This window comes from Mesorhizobium amorphae CCNWGS0123 (assembly GCF_001686985.1).
In the GTDB taxonomy this organism is placed as follows: Bacteria; Pseudomonadota; Alphaproteobacteria; order Rhizobiales; family Rhizobiaceae; genus Mesorhizobium; species Mesorhizobium amorphae.
This window is the reverse complement of sequence record NZ_CP015318.1, coordinates 2,070,435-2,085,816: the sequence shown is the minus strand read 5'-3', so window position 1 is coordinate 2,085,816 and position 15,382 is coordinate 2,070,435. Positions and strand designations below refer to the sequence as shown.

Here is a 15,382-nt window from a genome sequence, read left to right as displayed (position 1 = left end):
CGACTCTGCCGCAAAACAGTTTAAGCTTGAAATAAATGGACTGCCGTGTCCCCGTCGGCTGGATCGTCCATCACACGTTTCGCGACGGGTGGAGGGTTTGCAAATGCTTGGTCGCTCTGCGCATGTCGATACGTTCGCGCGTGACAATCTTCCGCCCGGCGATCAATGGCCGGAGCTTCCGCTCGATGGGTTCGACTATCCGGAACATCTGAATGCCGCCGTCGAACTGACAGACCGACAGGTCGAGCGTGGCTTCGGCGACCATGTCGCGCTGATCGGCAATGGCCGCCGCAGGACCTACAAGGAACTCGCCGACTGGACCAACCGCCTGGCGCACGCGCTTGTCGAGAACTACGGCCTGCGACCGGGCAACCGCGTGCTGATCCGCTCCGCCAACAATCCTGCGATGGTGGCCTGCTGGCTGGCCGCCACCAAGGCGGGAGCGGTCGTGGTCAACACCATGCCGATGCTGCGATCTGGGGAATTGTCCCAGATCGTGGACAAGGCCGAGATCACGCTTGCACTATGCGACACACGGCTGATGGACGAGATGGTGGCCTGCGCCAAGAACAGCCGCTTCCTCAAGCAGGTCATCGGCTTCGACGGCACAGCCAATCATGACGCAGAACTCGACCGCGCGGCTCTCGACAAGCCGGTCATCTTCGATGCCGTGGACACCGGTCGCGACGACGTGGCTCTGCTCGGGTTCACCTCGGGCACCACCGGCTCGCCGAAGGCGACGATGCATTTTCATCGCGATCTGCTGGTCATCGCCGACGGCTATGCGCGCGAAGTGCTGCAGGTCACGCCCGAGGACATCTTCGTCGGCTCGCCGCCGATCGCTTTCACCTTCGGCCTTGGCGGACTTGCCGTCTTCCCCCTCCGCTTCGGCGCCACGGCGACGCTGCTGGAGCACGCCTCCCCGGCCAACATGATCGAGATCATCGAAAGATATGGCGCGACGATCGTCTTCACGGCCCCAACGGCCTACCGGGCGATGATCGCCGCGCTCGACGAAGGGGCGAACCTCTCCTCGCTGCGGATCGCGGTCTCCGCCGGAGAAACTCTTCCCGCGCCGGTGTTCGAGGCCTGGGTGCAACGGACCGGCAAGCCGATCGTGGACGGCATCGGCGCAACGGAGATGCTTCACATCTTCATCTCCAACCGGCTGGACGATCTTGGACCCGGCAGGACCGGGCGCCCGGTGACCGGCTACGAGGCCCAGATCGTCGATGCCGAGATGAACGACCTGCCGCGCGGCGAGATCGGCCGGCTTGCCGTCCGCGGCCCGACGGGATGCCGGTACCTGAATGACCCCAGGCAGAAGGACTATGTGCGCGACGGCTGGAACCTGACGGGAGATTCATTCTTTCAGGACGAGGACGGCTATTTCCATTTCGCCGCCCGCTCCGACGATATGATCATCTCGGCGGGCTACAATATTGCGGGTCCCGAGGTTGAGGCGGCCCTCCTTTCCCACTCCCATGTCAGGGAATGCGCGGTCATCGGCATCCCGGATGTCGATCGAGGGCAGATCGTCGAAGCGCATGTCGTCCTGAGCGATGGGATCGAGCCGGGAGAACTGGAACGAAAGCTCCTGCAGGACCATGTCAAGGCCACCATCGCGCCTTACAAATATCCGCGATCGATCAAGTTCACCGACGCGCTTCCCAAGACCCAGACCGGTAAGATCCAGCGGTTCAGGTTGAAGGCAAAACAATAGTCGGCACGGATGATCGCTTGCGGAGCTATGTTCGTGGAGGCTTGCCGATTTGCAAGCCGGTACGCCAAAGCTCCCTGAGAGACTGAACGGGATTTACTTCAGAGGCGACACCGTATCAGATCAGCCAAACAGTCAGGAAGAAACGCAGTAAACAGTCGAAGACATCTGATGCGTAGTGAACGAAGGGCTTGCCACTCCCGCGCTATCGCCGCCCTCCCCTCATTCCCACTCGATTGTTCACGGCTCTGCTAACACATTGAATTTACTTAAGAAAATATTCTTGAGCCTGGATACTACCGACCTGCGGGCCGTCAAATAGCTACGCTTTTGATTTCGTTGGAGAATTTCTCGCAACTCTTGCGACCCATCTATCGACTACTATTGGCCGTCGAGGTGCACGTCCATATTGATCGAGAGAGCGCGAATGCTTCCAAAAGTACCGTCAGCGCCCCTTCTTCGGCATCTCCACACCCTCGCGAACAGGCAAATTCGAGGTTCATCAAACATCCTCTAACCACAGGAGGATAGACATGACCAAGAAGCCAAGCCGCGTACGCATCCTGATGATGCCCTATCACGATGACGGTGACAAAGATCCAGTTGGATATTCGGGTCCCGCAACCGTCCTGACAGGCCTGCCGCGAACGATAAGGCGGCACGAGTTGCGGCTTATCGTTCCGCTCGCCGAAAGCACCATTTACGAGATGGAGAAGCGCGGCGAATTCCCTCGCCGCTTCAATCTCACGCCGCGATGCGTCGTGTGGGACCTTGAAGAGGTCGAAGCATGGCTGGAGCAGCGCCGCCAAGCTTATATCGAGGGTCGCGCGAAGATCGCGCCGGGGCCTGACGTCCATCGGCGCAAGAGTCGCCCGGTTAAGCGAACCGACGACAGGTCGATCTGAAACGGAGGACCATCGCGTCGGCACGGGCGCGATGGTCCCCTCATCACGACGACAAGCCACCTAGCTCGAACCGCCTCCATTCCTTCAAGGCCAAGTGATCGCGCATTTCACCTGAGGGAAGGATCGAGAGGCAACCCGACGTTCCTCGCTAACAACCCCAACAGGAGAATTCTCATGTCGCACCGATCCGATGCTCGCGGAGTTCACGAAGGCGCTGACGACGCATGATGTCGAAAACGAAATCGTTCGTGCGCTGACGCATGACATCGAGCCGGGAGCGCTACTTTCAACCCATCGCGATCATCGACTTGATCGGGCCCAAAGCAAACATTGACTAGCCATGCTACATAGCGTCCCGCCTAGCGACGTTGCCACACTTTGCCGGAACGGCTGCAATGCGCTAGCCTGCAAACATGTGCAGTCGCTGATAGATCATTTCGCTGAGGGGGCGAAAATTCATGGAGATGCAGCAGGTCCGCTATTTCTTGGCCCTGTCCAGCACGCTCAATTTCACCAGAGCAGCCGAAGAGTGCAACGTCACCCAACCTGCGCTGACGCGAGCGATCAAGACGCTTGAGGAGGAATTGGGGGGTGAACTCCTTCGGCGCGAGCGCCAGCATTCCCACCTGACCGAACTCGGCCGGCGCATGCTGCCGTTGCTGCAGCAATGTTACGATGCTGCCACCTCCGCCAAGTCGCTCGCCAAGGCCGTGCAAAGCAGCGACGTGGCTCCCCTTAACGTCACCATTTCCAACAGCATCAACATAGCATTGCTGGTATCGCCGTTTACGGAGCTTTTCCGGGCCTATCCGGGGGTGCATCTCAAGATCAACCGCGGTTCGCCGACCGCTGTCATCGGTGCCCTCAAGAACGGCGAGGTTGAGCTGGCCGTTGCCGGTCCGCTGGGCCAGGCCTGGGATCGGCTCGACACCTGGCCGCTCTTCCAAGAGGGGATCGAACTCGTAGTGAATGCCGATCACCCGCTTGCCCGCCGCAACGAGGCCGATGTCGCGCTGAGCCAGCTTGCCGCGGAGCCCGTGCTCAGCCGGATCGATTGGGAAACGAGCGAGGAGCTGTCGCGTTGTCTTTCTGCGAAGGGTCTGGCGCCGCGGACCGCGCATGAAGTCGAGACCGACCATGATCTGCTGGCGCTGCTGGAAGCCAACGCCGGAGTTGGCTTCGTCTCGATGACCGCGCTGCGCTCGCCGAACACCCGTAGGCTCAAGCTCCGCGACTTGGACATTTCGCGGATCGTCGCCGTCTATGCCGTCGCCGGCCGCCATCGTTCGCCGGTGGCGACGACGCTGCTCAACCTGTTGCGGTCGACCGACTGGTCGTCTTTTGGCGTCAGCGAGCCCGCTTGAGCGCCGCAATCAGGTCGTCGATGTCCATCCGCCGACGGTAGTCGGGATCGACGAAGCGATCGGTGATGATCCCGTCCGTTCCAACGATGAAGGTTGCAGGGATTGGCAGGAACCAGCTGCTGTTTCCCTGATAGTTGGGGAGATCGAGGCCAAGCCCCATCAGCCGCTCCATCTCCGCTCCGACCCATATCGCAAGATTGAGAGACAGGGCGTAGCCGTTGTCCATATCCGTCAGGAAGGGAAAGGTGGCCCCGACCGCTGCCTTCATCGCCTTCCCGAATTTGCGCCGCTCGGGCATGATCACCACGACCTGGCCGCCCAGCGCAGCAATCTCTAGCTGAGCTTCGACAATGCCGATCGCGTTCAGCCGGCAATAGGGGCACCAATGCCCACGTTGAAAGGTGATCACGGCGGGGCCCTGCAGCAGCACATCGCCCAGACTGACCAGCTTGCCCTGATCGTCAGGCAGCAGGAACGCCGGCATGACATCACCTGGCACCGGCGCCATGGCGCCTGCCCCCTGTTTCTCCAGGCGCGCCACGAGGCGGTCAACCGCATCGGCGAAATTCGCGTCCAGGCGGCGCACCGCCGCGGCAATCGCCGCCAGCCGCTCGTTGAGGGACGCATCAAGTTCAACGGCAGCCTGGACAGACTGTTCAAATGTCATTGCCTGGTCGTCGGCGGCCATTTCTGCACTTTCGTGGACTGCATGCACCCTACCATTGGAACCCCTCGGAGAGGGCTATGCTTTCCTTGCATCGTTTCGATGCCCCACATGCATCGAGGCATGCCGGGTTCATATTCTGTTCGCGGCTCCGAGGTCGTCAGATGCTCGGCGCCGGGGATAGGCAGCGAGCGCGGCTTCGAACCGGTGGCGATGACGATATTCCCGGCTTCAAGCTCGCGGCCGTTCACGCCAATGGTGTTGCCTCTGATGAAGGCGGCGTTGCCGACGATGACATCGACGCCACGCCTGGGCATCAGTTCCGACAGCCGGGACGGGATGTCCCTGACAATGTCCTTTTCCCGTTCGATCAGGGCTCGCCAGTCAAGCCTCGGCGCATCGACAGTGATCGCGTACCGATCGGCCCGTTCGATCTCATCCAGCACATGGGCTGCGGCGACCGACACCTTCTTCGGCGTGCAGCCGCGATTGAGGCAAGTGCCGCCAAGGTCGCGGGCTTCGATCATCGCGACGGAGAGACCTGCGGCACGCCAAGGATCACGACATCATATTTTTCCATCGCACCGCCTCCGCCGCTAGTGAAGCTTGATCCGAGGCCTGGCGCGCCTGACTATCGTCTCGCCGATCGCAGCGAGAGCGGTCTTTGCAAGGCCGTGCACCGCCCTGAGATGCATCTTGTGGAGCGATCGATATACGATCCTTGCAAGTAGGCCTTCGATCTTCAGCCCACCGATCAGGCTGCCGAACGCGCCGTAGTCGGCGAGCGAAACGAGCGAGCCATAGTCGCGGTAACGGAATGCCGGCGCGGCCCGTCCCGCGAGGCGCGCGGCAACTACCTTCACCAGATGATCGGCCTGCTGGTGGGCTGTCTGGGCCCGCGGCGGCAGCGCGTTGTCATGGCCCGGCAGGATGCAGTTTGCACAGTCTCCAATCGCAAACACATTGTCGTCTCCGACCGCACGCAACGTCTTGTCCACCATCAAGCGGTTGATGCGATCGGTCTCAAGGCTATCGAGGCCCTTCAGGAAATCCGGCGCCTTGATCCCGGCCGCCCAGACCACGAGCTCGGCCGGCACGAAGAGTTTTTCACCGAGCCTGATGCCATCCTCTGTTACCTCGCTGACCCTGATGCCGCACCGTATCTGGACGCCGAGCTTGACAAGTAGACGTGCCGAAGCTCGCGCGATGTGCTCCGGCAGAGCCGGAAGGATCCGCGGCCCAGCTTCCACGATCGTGATGCGGATCAATCTTTCGAAGTCGATGTTGTCGAGATTGTGCGATGCAATCTCCCGCATCGACTTGTGCAGTTCCGCGGCCAGCTCCACGCCAGTGGCCCCGGCGCCGACGATGACGCAATGAAGCTGACCGGGCGAAAGTTGCTCGTATTGCGCGTTGGCGCGCAGGCACGCGTCTATCATGCGCATGTTGAAACGGGCGGCCTGCTCTGCCGTATCCAGCGAAATGGCGTGGCGCGCGGCACCCGGCGTGCCGAAATCGTTGCTAACGCTGCCGACGGCCATGACCAGCGTGTCGTAGCCCAGCACACGCGGTGGGATGACCTGCCGACCGTCATCGTCGAAGCTTGGCGCGACAAAGACCTGGCGTTTGGCACGGTCGATGCCGACGACTTCGCCGATGCGGTATCGGTAGCCGTGCCGGCTGGCATGGGCGATGTATTCGACAGCGTCATGCGACGCGTTCAGCGCGCCTGATGCCACTTCGTGCAGCAGCGGCTTCCAGATATGGGTGCGGTTGCGGTCAACGAGCGTGACGGAAAGCCGTCGCTTGCCGAACTTGCGGCCAAGACGCGTCGCCAGCTCCAGTCCGCCCGCGCCGCCGCCGACGATGACCACGCGATGCAGTGACGTGTCCATATGGGAAGGCGTCTCCGGAATCGTGCGGAAAAGAGCGGCGTTGTTGGCAAGCACCGCTTCAGGGATCAGCCGTATGCCGGGGGTGATGATCTGCATCGGTATTCTCCATCGTTTCCGAGGCGCTGGTCCGTCACTCTTGCGATTCGTGGATCACGATGCCCTGCAGCATGTCGACGTCGCACTCCCACGGCATTTCCGAGAGGACGCGCTGGCCATGTTCGTATCCCGCCTGCCAGCGCGTTCGGATTCCGGCGCGCGTGAAGTCGATGTCCTTGGTGTGGTCCTCGCCGTCCAGGCGCGGCGAAAGCAACCGAACGAGATGCATGACAGAGGGGCAGCCGTAGGATGCGAGTTCCTTGAACATCGGATCCTCGCGCCGTTCCTCGGGAACCAGCTTTCCCATTTCGCGCACGACGTGGCGCAGACGATGCAGTTGCTCCTGACGGGCAACATGGCTTCTGCCGCGGCTGGCGTATTGAAGATCCTTCTGCCGTCCCATGACCTGCCAGATCGATTTCGGCTCCGTGGCGCGCGGCTGCCACATGTTGACGGCAAAGATCAGCGCGTCGCGCCTTGGACGCTCGTCCAGCACGACCTCGATGGGCGTGTTCGAATAGATGCCGCCATCCCAATAGGGCTCGCCGTCGATGCACACCGCCGGGAAGGCCGGCGGCAAGGCGCCCGACGCCATGATGTGCGCCGCCGACAACGGCATCAGGCTGCTATCGAAATACTTGAGCTCGCTGGTGTTGACGTTGACCGCGCCAACCGTCAGCCGTGTATGGCGGCGGTTGAGACAATCAAAGTCGATCAGGTTGTCCAGCGTCCTCTTGAGTGGATCGGTGGTGTAATAGGAGGCATTCTCCACCCCGACTTCGCGATTGACCCCGAGCATGGCGCTTGGGTTCGGTTCGAAGAACCCTGGTATGCCGCGCATAACCGTGCCCATATTGGAGAAGATGTTGCTCGGAACCATCATCCGGAAAAACTCGTCGAGTGGGCTGCTGCGGCTGACGCCGTCCCAGAATTCGCGCAGCCTCGGCAGGCGGTTCTGCGGTTCGTTTCCAGCGATCAGCGCTGCGTTGATGGCGCCGATCGAGGTGCCGATGACCCAGTCGGGCTCGATCCCGCCCTCGACGAGCGCCTGGTAGACGCCGGCCTGATAGGCTCCGAGAGCACCACCGCCCTGCAGCACCAATACGGTCTGTCGCTTGATCGAACCGTCGGCCATATGGCCGGCCTCCGGCACGGGTTCCGACGTCGAGGGATTTCGGGTGATCTTGTTCATGGCCTTTTGCGCTCCTCGTTGCCGGTTTCAGTGGGCAGTCCAGCCGCCTTCGATCGGCATGATGGCGCCGGTGATCGAGGCCGCATCGTCCGAGGCCAGGAACAGGCAGAGCGACGCAACCTGCTCAACCGTTACGAACTGCTTGGTCGGCTGTGCGGCCAGGAGCACGTCCTTGATCACCTGCTGTTCGGTGATCCCGCGCGCCCTGGCGGTGTCCGGTATCTGCTTTTCCACCAGCGGGGTGAGCACGTATCCGGGGCAAACCGCATTGACCGTAATGCCTTGTTCGGCGACTTCCAGCGCCACCGTCTTGGTCAGGCCAGCAACGCCGTGCTTGGCGGCGACATAGGCCGATTTGTATGGGGAGGCGACGAGGGCGTGAGCCGAGGCGACATTGATGATGCGGCCCCATTTGCGCTCTTTCATTGCCTGCAGGGCGCGCCGGATCGTGTAGAACGACGACATCAGATCGATCGCCACGACGGCCTCCCATTTCTCGATCGGGAAGTCGTCGATCGGCGCCACGTGCTGGATGCCGGCATTGTTGACCAGGATGTCGACGGCCCCGAACTCGGCGATGGCCTTGTCCATCATGGCGGTGATCGCGCCGCCCTTGCTCATGTCCGCATTGTCGTAACGAACGGTCACACCATGGTCGGCGGCCAGCTTCGCCCGCAAGCGTTCGATCTCATCGGCATCGCCGAAGCCATTGAGAACGATGTTGCAGCCCTTTGCCGCGAAGGCTTCGGCAATGCCTTGGCCGATGCCGCTGGTCGAGCCTGTAATGAGTGCTGTCTTTCCTCTGAGCATCGTCGTTTCCTTCGGTTCGGGCTGCGGCCGAAAGGCCTGGCAAACGGCTGCTGGCATCGGGGGTGTATGCCTAGGTCCGGATTTCTGGGCCGAGTATGGCGACCCGCGCGAAGCAGCGGAAATGCCTTTGAGACATGGATTCGATAGCTGACGGTCAGATCGTCAGCTTCGCGCCGGCGACGCCATCGACCTGCCGCTTGGCTTGTTTGACGTAGGGGCAGCTAGTAAGATCGCACCGCAACACGGGTCGTGCTGTTTGCCGGCCCGCCGAGGGGAGTTGCCGTGGAGATCAGCCAGGTCAGATATTTCTTGGCCGTTGCCAAGGAGCTGAATTTCACCAGGGCTGCCGAGCAGTGCAACGTCACGCAGCCGGCACTCTCGCGCGCCATAAAACTGCTCGAGGACGAATTCGGCGGGGCGCTTTTCCACCGCGAGCGCCGCTTCACCCATCTCACCGAGCTCGGCCGCATGGTCGAGACCTATCTCGAGGGTGTCTTCGAGAACTCCCGCCAGGCCAAGCAGATTGCCGAGCAGTATGTGCATCTGAAGAAGACGCCGCTCAGGGTCGGCATCATGAGCACGATTGCGCCGGACGAGATCATCGAGCTGATAGCGGCCGTTCGTGGGCATCACCCCGGCGTCGAACTTCACCTTTGCGATTCAGACGCCAAGAGCTTGCGGCGACGGCTGCTCGAAGGCGATCTCGAGGCCGCCATCTATGCCTTGCCGTCGAATGTGCCTGACGAGGAGGTGCACTCACTTCCACTTTTTCAGGAGCAGATGGTGATGGTCGTCCATCTGAACCATCGCCTCGCCAACCAACGCAGCGTGCGCGTGAAGGATATGAGCAATGAAAGCTACATCCACCGCAACAATTGTGAGTTTGCCGGCTACGCGGATGCCATTCTCACCGAGCAGGGCGTCACCGTCAGTCCTGTCTACTGGAGCGATCGTGACGATTGGACACTTGCGATGATCGCCGCCGGGCTTGGATTCGGTTTCATGCCCGAACATACCGCCAAGCACCCAGGAGTGGTGCCCTTGCCGATCACCGAGCCGGAATTCTGGCGCGAGGTCAATCTCGTCACCGTGCGCGGCCGCAGGCATTCGCCGGCAGTTGGCGCGCTGGTGCGCGAGGCCACGCAGAAAAGGTGGTTCGGCGAGCGGGCGAAGGCGTTGTCCGCCGCCGAGTAGCCTTGTCGCGCGCTTACCTGCCGCATATGCCCACGGCGGAATTCCGGCACGCATCCGCGCTCAGTTTTTTCTGATCGTCGAGGTCACGGACTGGATGACTTCGGTCGCCATCTTGAATTGGGCCTCGCGGTCGGTGATGCCATGCCGCTTGGCGATCCAGTCGAAATCGCTGTAGGCGGCATAAACCGCTCCGTCCGCGGTCTGGTAGACCAAGACGCGCACCGGCCAGTCGAGACCGGCCTCGGGATTGGAGGTGATGAAGGTCGTGCCGAGCGCCGGATTGCCGAACATCACCAGCCGCGACGGCCTGACATCGTTGCCCGCGTTCTTGCCAAGCCTTGCCTGATCGATGACGCCAAAGAGCTTGATGCCCTTCTTAACGACATCTTTCTTGATGCGGGCGACGGTTTCGGCGACGGAATAGTCGCTCTTCACGGTGACGACACCGTCCGAAGCGGCGGCCGGCAGAATGACCGCCATCAGCATGGCGCCGCCGGCAATCATGGTTTTCAGGTAGTTGGTCATGTCAGTCTCCTTTGTTGGATAGCTAAGTTTTCGGTCTTAGGATCTCAGGTCTTTGGCGTTTGCAGCATGCGTGCCGCCGCGATTGCGCTGGCGAGGACCGCGGCAAGCACAGCCACGCATGCGGCCCAGCCGATCCGGTCGTAAACCTGTCCGATGACGAAGCTGCCGGCGAGCCCGCCCGCATAGTAGGAAGCAAGGTAGATGCCGCTTGCGGCGGCGCGGTCACGCGAGGCGGTCCGGCTGACGTGCCCGGTGGCGATCGCCTGAGCCAGGAAGGTGCCGATGGCGACCAACGCCATCCCGGTAAGCACCACCGGCAGGCTGCTCGCCAGAAGCAGAAGCAAACCCAGGATCGCCAGTGCAAGCGTTGCGCCGATCCCGATCCTTGGTCCGAGCCCCGCAGCAACCCGCCCGGCGAGCGGTGTGGTCAGCATGGATGGCAGAAAGACGAAATACACCAGTCCCAGCGCCATCGGCGACAACGACAGCGGCGCGGCGACGAGCTGGAAGTTCACGTAGGTGAAGGTGCCGATGAAGACGAAGAGGATCAGGAAGCCGATCGTGAAACAGGCGCGCAGTTCGACGTTTTTCAGCGGGCCCTTCCAGGCGGCGCGGGCAGGCTCGCTCTTGGCGTCAGCGCGCATCATTGCCGATGTCTTCTGCAGGGTAAGCCAGACGAGGGCCGCGCCTATCAGATTGAGGGCGGCGAACGTCAGGAAGTTGGTGGAGATGCCAAACGTGTCGGCCACGGCGGCCGACATCAGCCGTCCGAAGAAATTGCTGGCGACATTGCCGGTCACATAGGCAGCAAGTGCACTGGTCGTCTGCCGCGCGGAAAAATGCTCGGCCAGGTAGGCCATCGTCAGGGTGAACGCGGTCGACATGCACAGCCCTTGCGCTACGCGCAGCAGGGCGAAAACAACTATGCTGTGCGTCAGCGAAAGTAGCGTCGTCGGGATCGCCAGGATGGCCAGGCTGATCCAGATGCCGTTGCGGCGATCAATGCCGCGCCCGAAGAGCGCGACGGCGATCCCCGCCACCGCCATGCCGAACGTGCTGGCATTGACGGCGAAGCCCATGGTCGCGCGGCTGACGCCGAATTTTGTCACCAGCGAAGGCAGGATGGCCTGGGTGGCGAACAGATCGACAAGCGTGAGAAACGCGATCAAGGCAACGAGGCCGAAGCGCCAGCTATCCGCGGCCACCATACGCAGCCGCGCCGGTTCGGTGTGTTCACTGGTCGTCATGACGGAACTCCGTGCCACACGTCCCCAGGCGGATCGCCCGAGGACGCACTTTCAGTTGCTGATGCTGGAATCTGCTCGCCGCAACGAGCGGCTTACATCATGTGGTCTTCGTGCATCGCAGGCGGCAGGACGTCGGCGGAATAGAGCACGACGGGAACCTTGCCATTGTTCTTCCACCAATGGGCGAGCTGGCCGAATTCGGCTGTCACGTCGCCGGCCGGATGTTCGATCCCGACCTTGCAGGTGCTGCGATATTCGGTGATCGAGCCTTCGACGATCAGGATGTTGGCCGGGCGGACATTGTGCTCATGCCACGGCACGACGCCGCCGGGCTGAACGACGAGCTTGCGCAGGCGCAGAATATTGCCTTTCCAGGCTTCGCCCTTGCTGCTGAGATCGATTGCCGAGAGAACCGTATCGGTCACGCCGACTGGCTTGCTCGGATGTGCCTGGATGTCCGTCGTTGCCGCCTGGCCGGCAGGGCAGTCACCGGCGAAAACCGGGGCCACGGAAAATGCAGCGGTCGCAGTAAGCAGTCCGAGTGTCAGGGCCAACTTCAGCGGCGCCCGCAATGCAATAGTCTTGGAAGCCATGTTATTTCTCCTTTGTCAGTGCCCAATCGCAGAGGCGGGGCATGAGAGGAGAGTGACGGCAGCCTCGAAGAATGAGAAATGCTGACTGGCTCTCAAATCGATACCTGAAAACTATCGTCGGCTGTCGCGAGTGCACGAAAAGGCGCACGACAGGACTTGTCGCGCGCCACCACCATTTCTACAGTCTTTCTTCAGGCTGCCGTCTTGCGAAGCGCCTGAGGGATGGCGCTCTCCGGCCAGCCATGCGCCTTGACGCTGTTGACGAAGGCAGATGCCGCCGGCGAGAACCTGCGCCCCGCCACGACCACCAACGACACTTCCCGCCAGACTTCGGGGTCGATGACGGGGCGGACCTGCAAGCCGGGGATCACAGCACTGAACTCCGGGATGAAGCAGATCCCGAGACCACCTGAGACCATGTTCTGGATCCAGTCCTCGCGCTCGCTGGCGTAGGAGATCCTGAGCTTCACGCCGCGGTCGTTGCACAGCCCGGCGAGATGATCGCGATACTCGCAGTTGAGACGCCTGAGATAGTTTTCACCGTCGAGTTCGGAGATGGCGACATTGTCGTTGCGAGCCAGCCGATGGCCGTTTGGAAAAGCCAGGACGAAACGTTCGCGATAGAGCGGCGTGACATCGAACCGTTCCGGAAAGCTGCTGCTGGACGCCATGATTGCGACATCGATTTCACCGGATTCGAGCAATTGCGAAAGCGAGGCGGGCACACCTTCTACCAGCTGCAGCTGGATGCCTTGCTGGCGCCGGTTGAAATCGGCCAGCAGGCCGGTGAAGCGCCGCGGACCGATGGTGCACATGACACCAACCTTGAGGTTGGCATTTTCCAGGCACAAGAATCTCGAGGCCTCCTGCCGCACTCCAGTCAATTCGTCGAGGATCTGCTGGAACCGGGGGCGCAGCAGTGCGCCTAGGTCGGTCAGGTGAGTCAGGTTTCGCTCGCGGCGAAACAGCAGGCCGCCGACCTCGTCCTCGAGCTGCTGGATCGCGCGCGACAGCGCCGGCTGGGTGACATTGCACCTTTCGCCGGCGCGCGTGAAGTTTCGCGTCTCGCACACGGCTAGGAAGTAGCGGATGTGATGAATGTCCATGCCGATTTGTCCCAAATTGCAAACGAGGCTTTTCGTAGCTTCGGAGCCTGCCGCAAAGCTTGTCTCGGCGCCAATGCACTGCCGCTATGAAGTCGATAGCGGTCCGTCATGGCGTGTTGAGAACGCGCGGCACGCCTCGTGTGCAGGAGGTGGCGGCTGGACCTCGCCAACTCAGTTGGCGCCGCCGAGCGCCTGCAGGTTGGCGCAGAATTCGGCGTGCGGCTTGCTCATCGCCGCATCCTGGCATTCCTTCATCATTGCACCCTGCTTGTCCTTCGCCATCGCATCCCAGGCGGCCTTGAACTCGGCCTTGGACTTCATCGTCGTCATGCTGGCGTCCGTATAGAAGGTGGGCAAGGCCGCCAGGTCGCTGAAGGGGTCGGCGGACGCCGGATTTGCGCCAAGACTGATGGCAAGCGCAGCCATGCAAGTGAGATTTGTTCTCATCATATATCTCCTGGTTCCAGGCCGCGGTTCTGGCGACGGTGCGAAAGCAAGCGACGCGCATCGCCTGGCCTGATCGGGTGAAGGATGCTGCGCGCGAATACTGTCAGCCAATGCAATCTGCCTATGGACTTCATGCCACCTTGGCATTTCGTTCAAAGAAGAAGATGCGGCAGTCTCTCCACAAGTCGCCCTGCCGGCGACCTTGGAATGGAGATCAAGTGATGCACGCCCGGTCCGAGACGTATACTGACAAGGCCATCATTTCCGGGACCAGTTACCGACCGGAAGACCGCCAGTCTGTCGAGATTCTCGTTTCAACCGACGCACATGGCGCTTTCGTCTGGGGCGTGCTCGACCGGCTGCTGGACGAGCCGAACTGCACCTTCAGCGCAGTCACCGCGTCCGGCTTTGGAGCGGTTGAAGCGGCGGTCTTTGCCTATGGCCTGGGACTCGGCGGCCGGCGCGGGGCGCGGACTGCACTCGCCAATTTCTGGCGGCGCGTCAGCCATGCCTCGATTTTCGTCATCGACATTGCCAACCTCCTTCGATCGATACTGGAACAGTCAATCGATATCGAGCAAATCCGCGACGTACGCTGCCCGGTGAAGCTCGGCGTCCTGGCCGTTAGCGCCCGCACCGACGCCGTGAAGATTTTCACCGGTGAACAGTTGTCGATCAACGCGATCGTGGCGGCAGCCACTGTCCCCTTCCTCTCCTCGCCTGTAGAAATCGACGGCGATACCTATTGGGGTGATGGCGAGCTCTCGCAGTTGCCGTCGGTCCGATCAACCGAAGCCCGCCATCGCCTGATAATCGCCGGCAGGCCTTCGGTGTTCGCGACGCCATGTCCGGATCGCAGCTTCGCAGCGAACCACTGCGCGACCAAATGCGCGCCGGTTCACACCATATTTGACAGTCGACATCGTGCCGGGGCTCCGCTGCTTATGAGGCCCTGGATCGACTGGGGTGAGTTGACCGACATGCGCGACAGAGGGCGGCAGCGTGCAGCAGACTGGCTTGCGGCCGCTCCTCTCCGCACTGATGAACTCCCGGCCATCAGTTGCGAAAACCGATACATCTAGGCGCCTCCCTCCCGCCTAGCCGCGCCTGCTTCGCATATTCCCGAACGCAGGCGCCAAGCCCTCCGGTGCCCCCGCCGGAGGGCTTTTTGCGTGCGGCCTCTTCAACATAGTGGCCGCGTATCAAATCCATGCCGAGACAGCATTTCAGCTCGGCATTCGGATCGGGGACACTGCTTGCAGACAGGTCGCAAGGCCAGTCTTTCCTTCGAAACGCAACCAGGAGATACGACTGTGATCAACACCAAGACCCTCATCGGATCGGCCCTCGCGGCCGCCACTTCGCTCGCCGCCACGGCGGCCTATAGCGGCCCCGCCGCCCAGCCCAGTTTCTCGTTCGAGAAATGCTACGGCGTGGTCAAGGCCGGCCAGAACGACTGTCAGACCGCGACGCATTCCTGTGCCGGCACGGCCACCGCCGACAACCAGCCGGATTCCTGGCTCTACGTGCCCGCCGGCAGCTGCGCCAAGATTGCCGGCGGCAGCGACAAGCCGAAAGCCTGAACCATCCAGACTTAGAGCCAACCCTCTAGAAAGGAGCAGAC

At 61.7% G+C, this 15,382-nt stretch carries 16 protein-coding genes; 6 read left to right on the top strand and 10 right to left on the bottom strand.

Annotated elements, in window-relative coordinates:
• Positions 1-103: 103 nt before the first annotated feature.
• The 3 genes from A6B35_RS09700 to A6B35_RS09690 all read left to right on the top strand — a co-directional run bounded on the left by A6B35_RS09700 (position 104) and on the right by A6B35_RS09690 (position 3,989).
• On the top strand, positions 104-1,723 hold the full coding sequence (locus A6B35_RS09700; protein WP_006205055.1) for an AMP-binding protein: 1,620 nt from the start codon (positions 104-106) through the stop codon (positions 1,721-1,723).
• A 530-nt stretch (positions 1,724-2,253) separates the two neighbouring features.
• Complete coding sequence (locus A6B35_RS09695) at positions 2,254-2,625, top strand: helix-turn-helix transcriptional regulator (protein WP_006205054.1); 372 nt, start codon at positions 2,254-2,256, stop codon at positions 2,623-2,625.
• Positions 2,626-3,083: 458 nt separating this feature from the next.
• Positions 3,084-3,989, top strand: coding sequence for a LysR family transcriptional regulator (locus A6B35_RS09690; protein ID WP_006205052.1), 906 nt, complete (start codon positions 3,084-3,086; stop codon positions 3,987-3,989).
• Here the strand turns inward: A6B35_RS09690 and A6B35_RS09685 are convergent.
• From A6B35_RS09685 to A6B35_RS09665, 5 genes are all read right to left on the bottom strand, one after another.
• On the bottom strand, positions 3,973-4,677 hold the full coding sequence (locus A6B35_RS09685; protein WP_006205051.1) for a peroxiredoxin-like family protein: 705 nt from the start codon (positions 4,675-4,677) through the stop codon (positions 3,973-3,975). The two genes, A6B35_RS09690 and A6B35_RS09685, sit on opposite strands and share 17 nt — an antisense overlap.
• Positions 4,653-5,180, bottom strand: coding sequence for an FAD-dependent oxidoreductase (locus tag A6B35_RS09680; protein WP_006205050.1), 528 nt, complete (start codon positions 5,178-5,180; stop codon positions 4,653-4,655). The genes A6B35_RS09685 and A6B35_RS09680 overlap by 25 nt, the downstream gene beginning before the upstream one ends.
• A gap of 69 nt (positions 5,181-5,249) precedes the next feature.
• A complete protein-coding gene (locus A6B35_RS09675; RefSeq protein WP_040583639.1) occupies positions 5,250-6,548 on the bottom strand; it encodes an NAD(P)/FAD-dependent oxidoreductase in 1,299 nt (432 codons plus the stop codon).
• A gap of 130 nt (positions 6,549-6,678) precedes the next feature.
• Positions 6,679-7,836, bottom strand: a complete 1,158-nt coding sequence (locus tag A6B35_RS09670) for a patatin-like phospholipase family protein (protein WP_006205048.1) — start codon at positions 7,834-7,836, stop codon at positions 6,679-6,681.
• A gap of 27 nt (positions 7,837-7,863) precedes the next feature.
• Positions 7,864-8,646 (bottom strand): 3-hydroxybutyrate dehydrogenase, encoded by a 783-nt coding sequence (locus tag A6B35_RS09665; protein ID WP_006205047.1) that lies wholly within the window; start codon positions 8,644-8,646, stop codon positions 7,864-7,866.
• Positions 8,647-8,928: 282 nt separating this feature from the next.
• Here A6B35_RS09665 and A6B35_RS09660 point away from each other — a divergent pair, with 282 nt between their 5' ends.
• Positions 8,929-9,840 (top strand): LysR family transcriptional regulator, encoded by a 912-nt coding sequence (locus tag A6B35_RS09660; RefSeq protein WP_006205046.1) that lies wholly within the window; start codon positions 8,929-8,931, stop codon positions 9,838-9,840.
• A gap of 60 nt (positions 9,841-9,900) precedes the next feature.
• On the opposite strand, the gene A6B35_RS09655 is transcribed toward A6B35_RS09660, so the two are convergent.
• The 5 genes from A6B35_RS09655 to A6B35_RS09635 form a co-directional block, all read right to left on the bottom strand.
• Positions 9,901-10,344 (bottom strand): DUF302 domain-containing protein, encoded by a 444-nt coding sequence (locus A6B35_RS09655; RefSeq protein WP_244426039.1) that lies wholly within the window; start codon positions 10,342-10,344, stop codon positions 9,901-9,903.
• A gap of 65 nt (positions 10,345-10,409) precedes the next feature.
• Complete coding sequence (locus A6B35_RS09650; protein ID WP_006205044.1) at positions 10,410-11,612, bottom strand: MFS transporter; 1,203 nt, start codon at positions 11,610-11,612, stop codon at positions 10,410-10,412.
• Positions 11,613-11,704: 92 nt separating this feature from the next.
• A complete protein-coding gene (locus A6B35_RS09645; protein ID WP_006205043.1) occupies positions 11,705-12,205 on the bottom strand; it encodes a cupin domain-containing protein in 501 nt (166 codons plus the stop codon).
• Positions 12,206-12,396: 191 nt separating this feature from the next.
• Positions 12,397-13,311 carry a LysR family transcriptional regulator gene (locus tag A6B35_RS09640; RefSeq protein WP_006205042.1) on the bottom strand — a complete coding sequence of 305 codons (915 nt, stop codon included), beginning with the start codon at positions 13,309-13,311 and terminating at the stop codon, positions 12,397-12,399.
• Positions 13,312-13,482: 171 nt separating this feature from the next.
• A complete protein-coding gene (locus A6B35_RS09635; RefSeq protein ID WP_050900838.1) occupies positions 13,483-13,758 on the bottom strand; it encodes a hypothetical protein in 276 nt (91 codons plus the stop codon).
• Between the two features lie 221 nt (positions 13,759-13,979).
• On the opposite strand from A6B35_RS09635, the gene A6B35_RS09630 reads away from it, so the two are divergent.
• Both A6B35_RS09630 and A6B35_RS09625 read left to right on the top strand, forming a co-directional pair.
• Positions 13,980-14,840 (top strand): patatin-like phospholipase family protein, encoded by an 861-nt coding sequence (locus A6B35_RS09630; protein WP_006205040.1) that lies wholly within the window; start codon positions 13,980-13,982, stop codon positions 14,838-14,840.
• A gap of 231 nt (positions 14,841-15,071) precedes the next feature.
• The gene (locus A6B35_RS09625; RefSeq protein ID WP_006205039.1) at positions 15,072-15,341 is read left to right on the top strand and encodes a BufA1 family periplasmic bufferin-type metallophore; all 270 of its coding nucleotides are present in this window, start codon (positions 15,072-15,074) and stop codon (positions 15,339-15,341) included.
• The last annotated feature ends 41 nt before the right edge of the window (positions 15,342-15,382 follow it).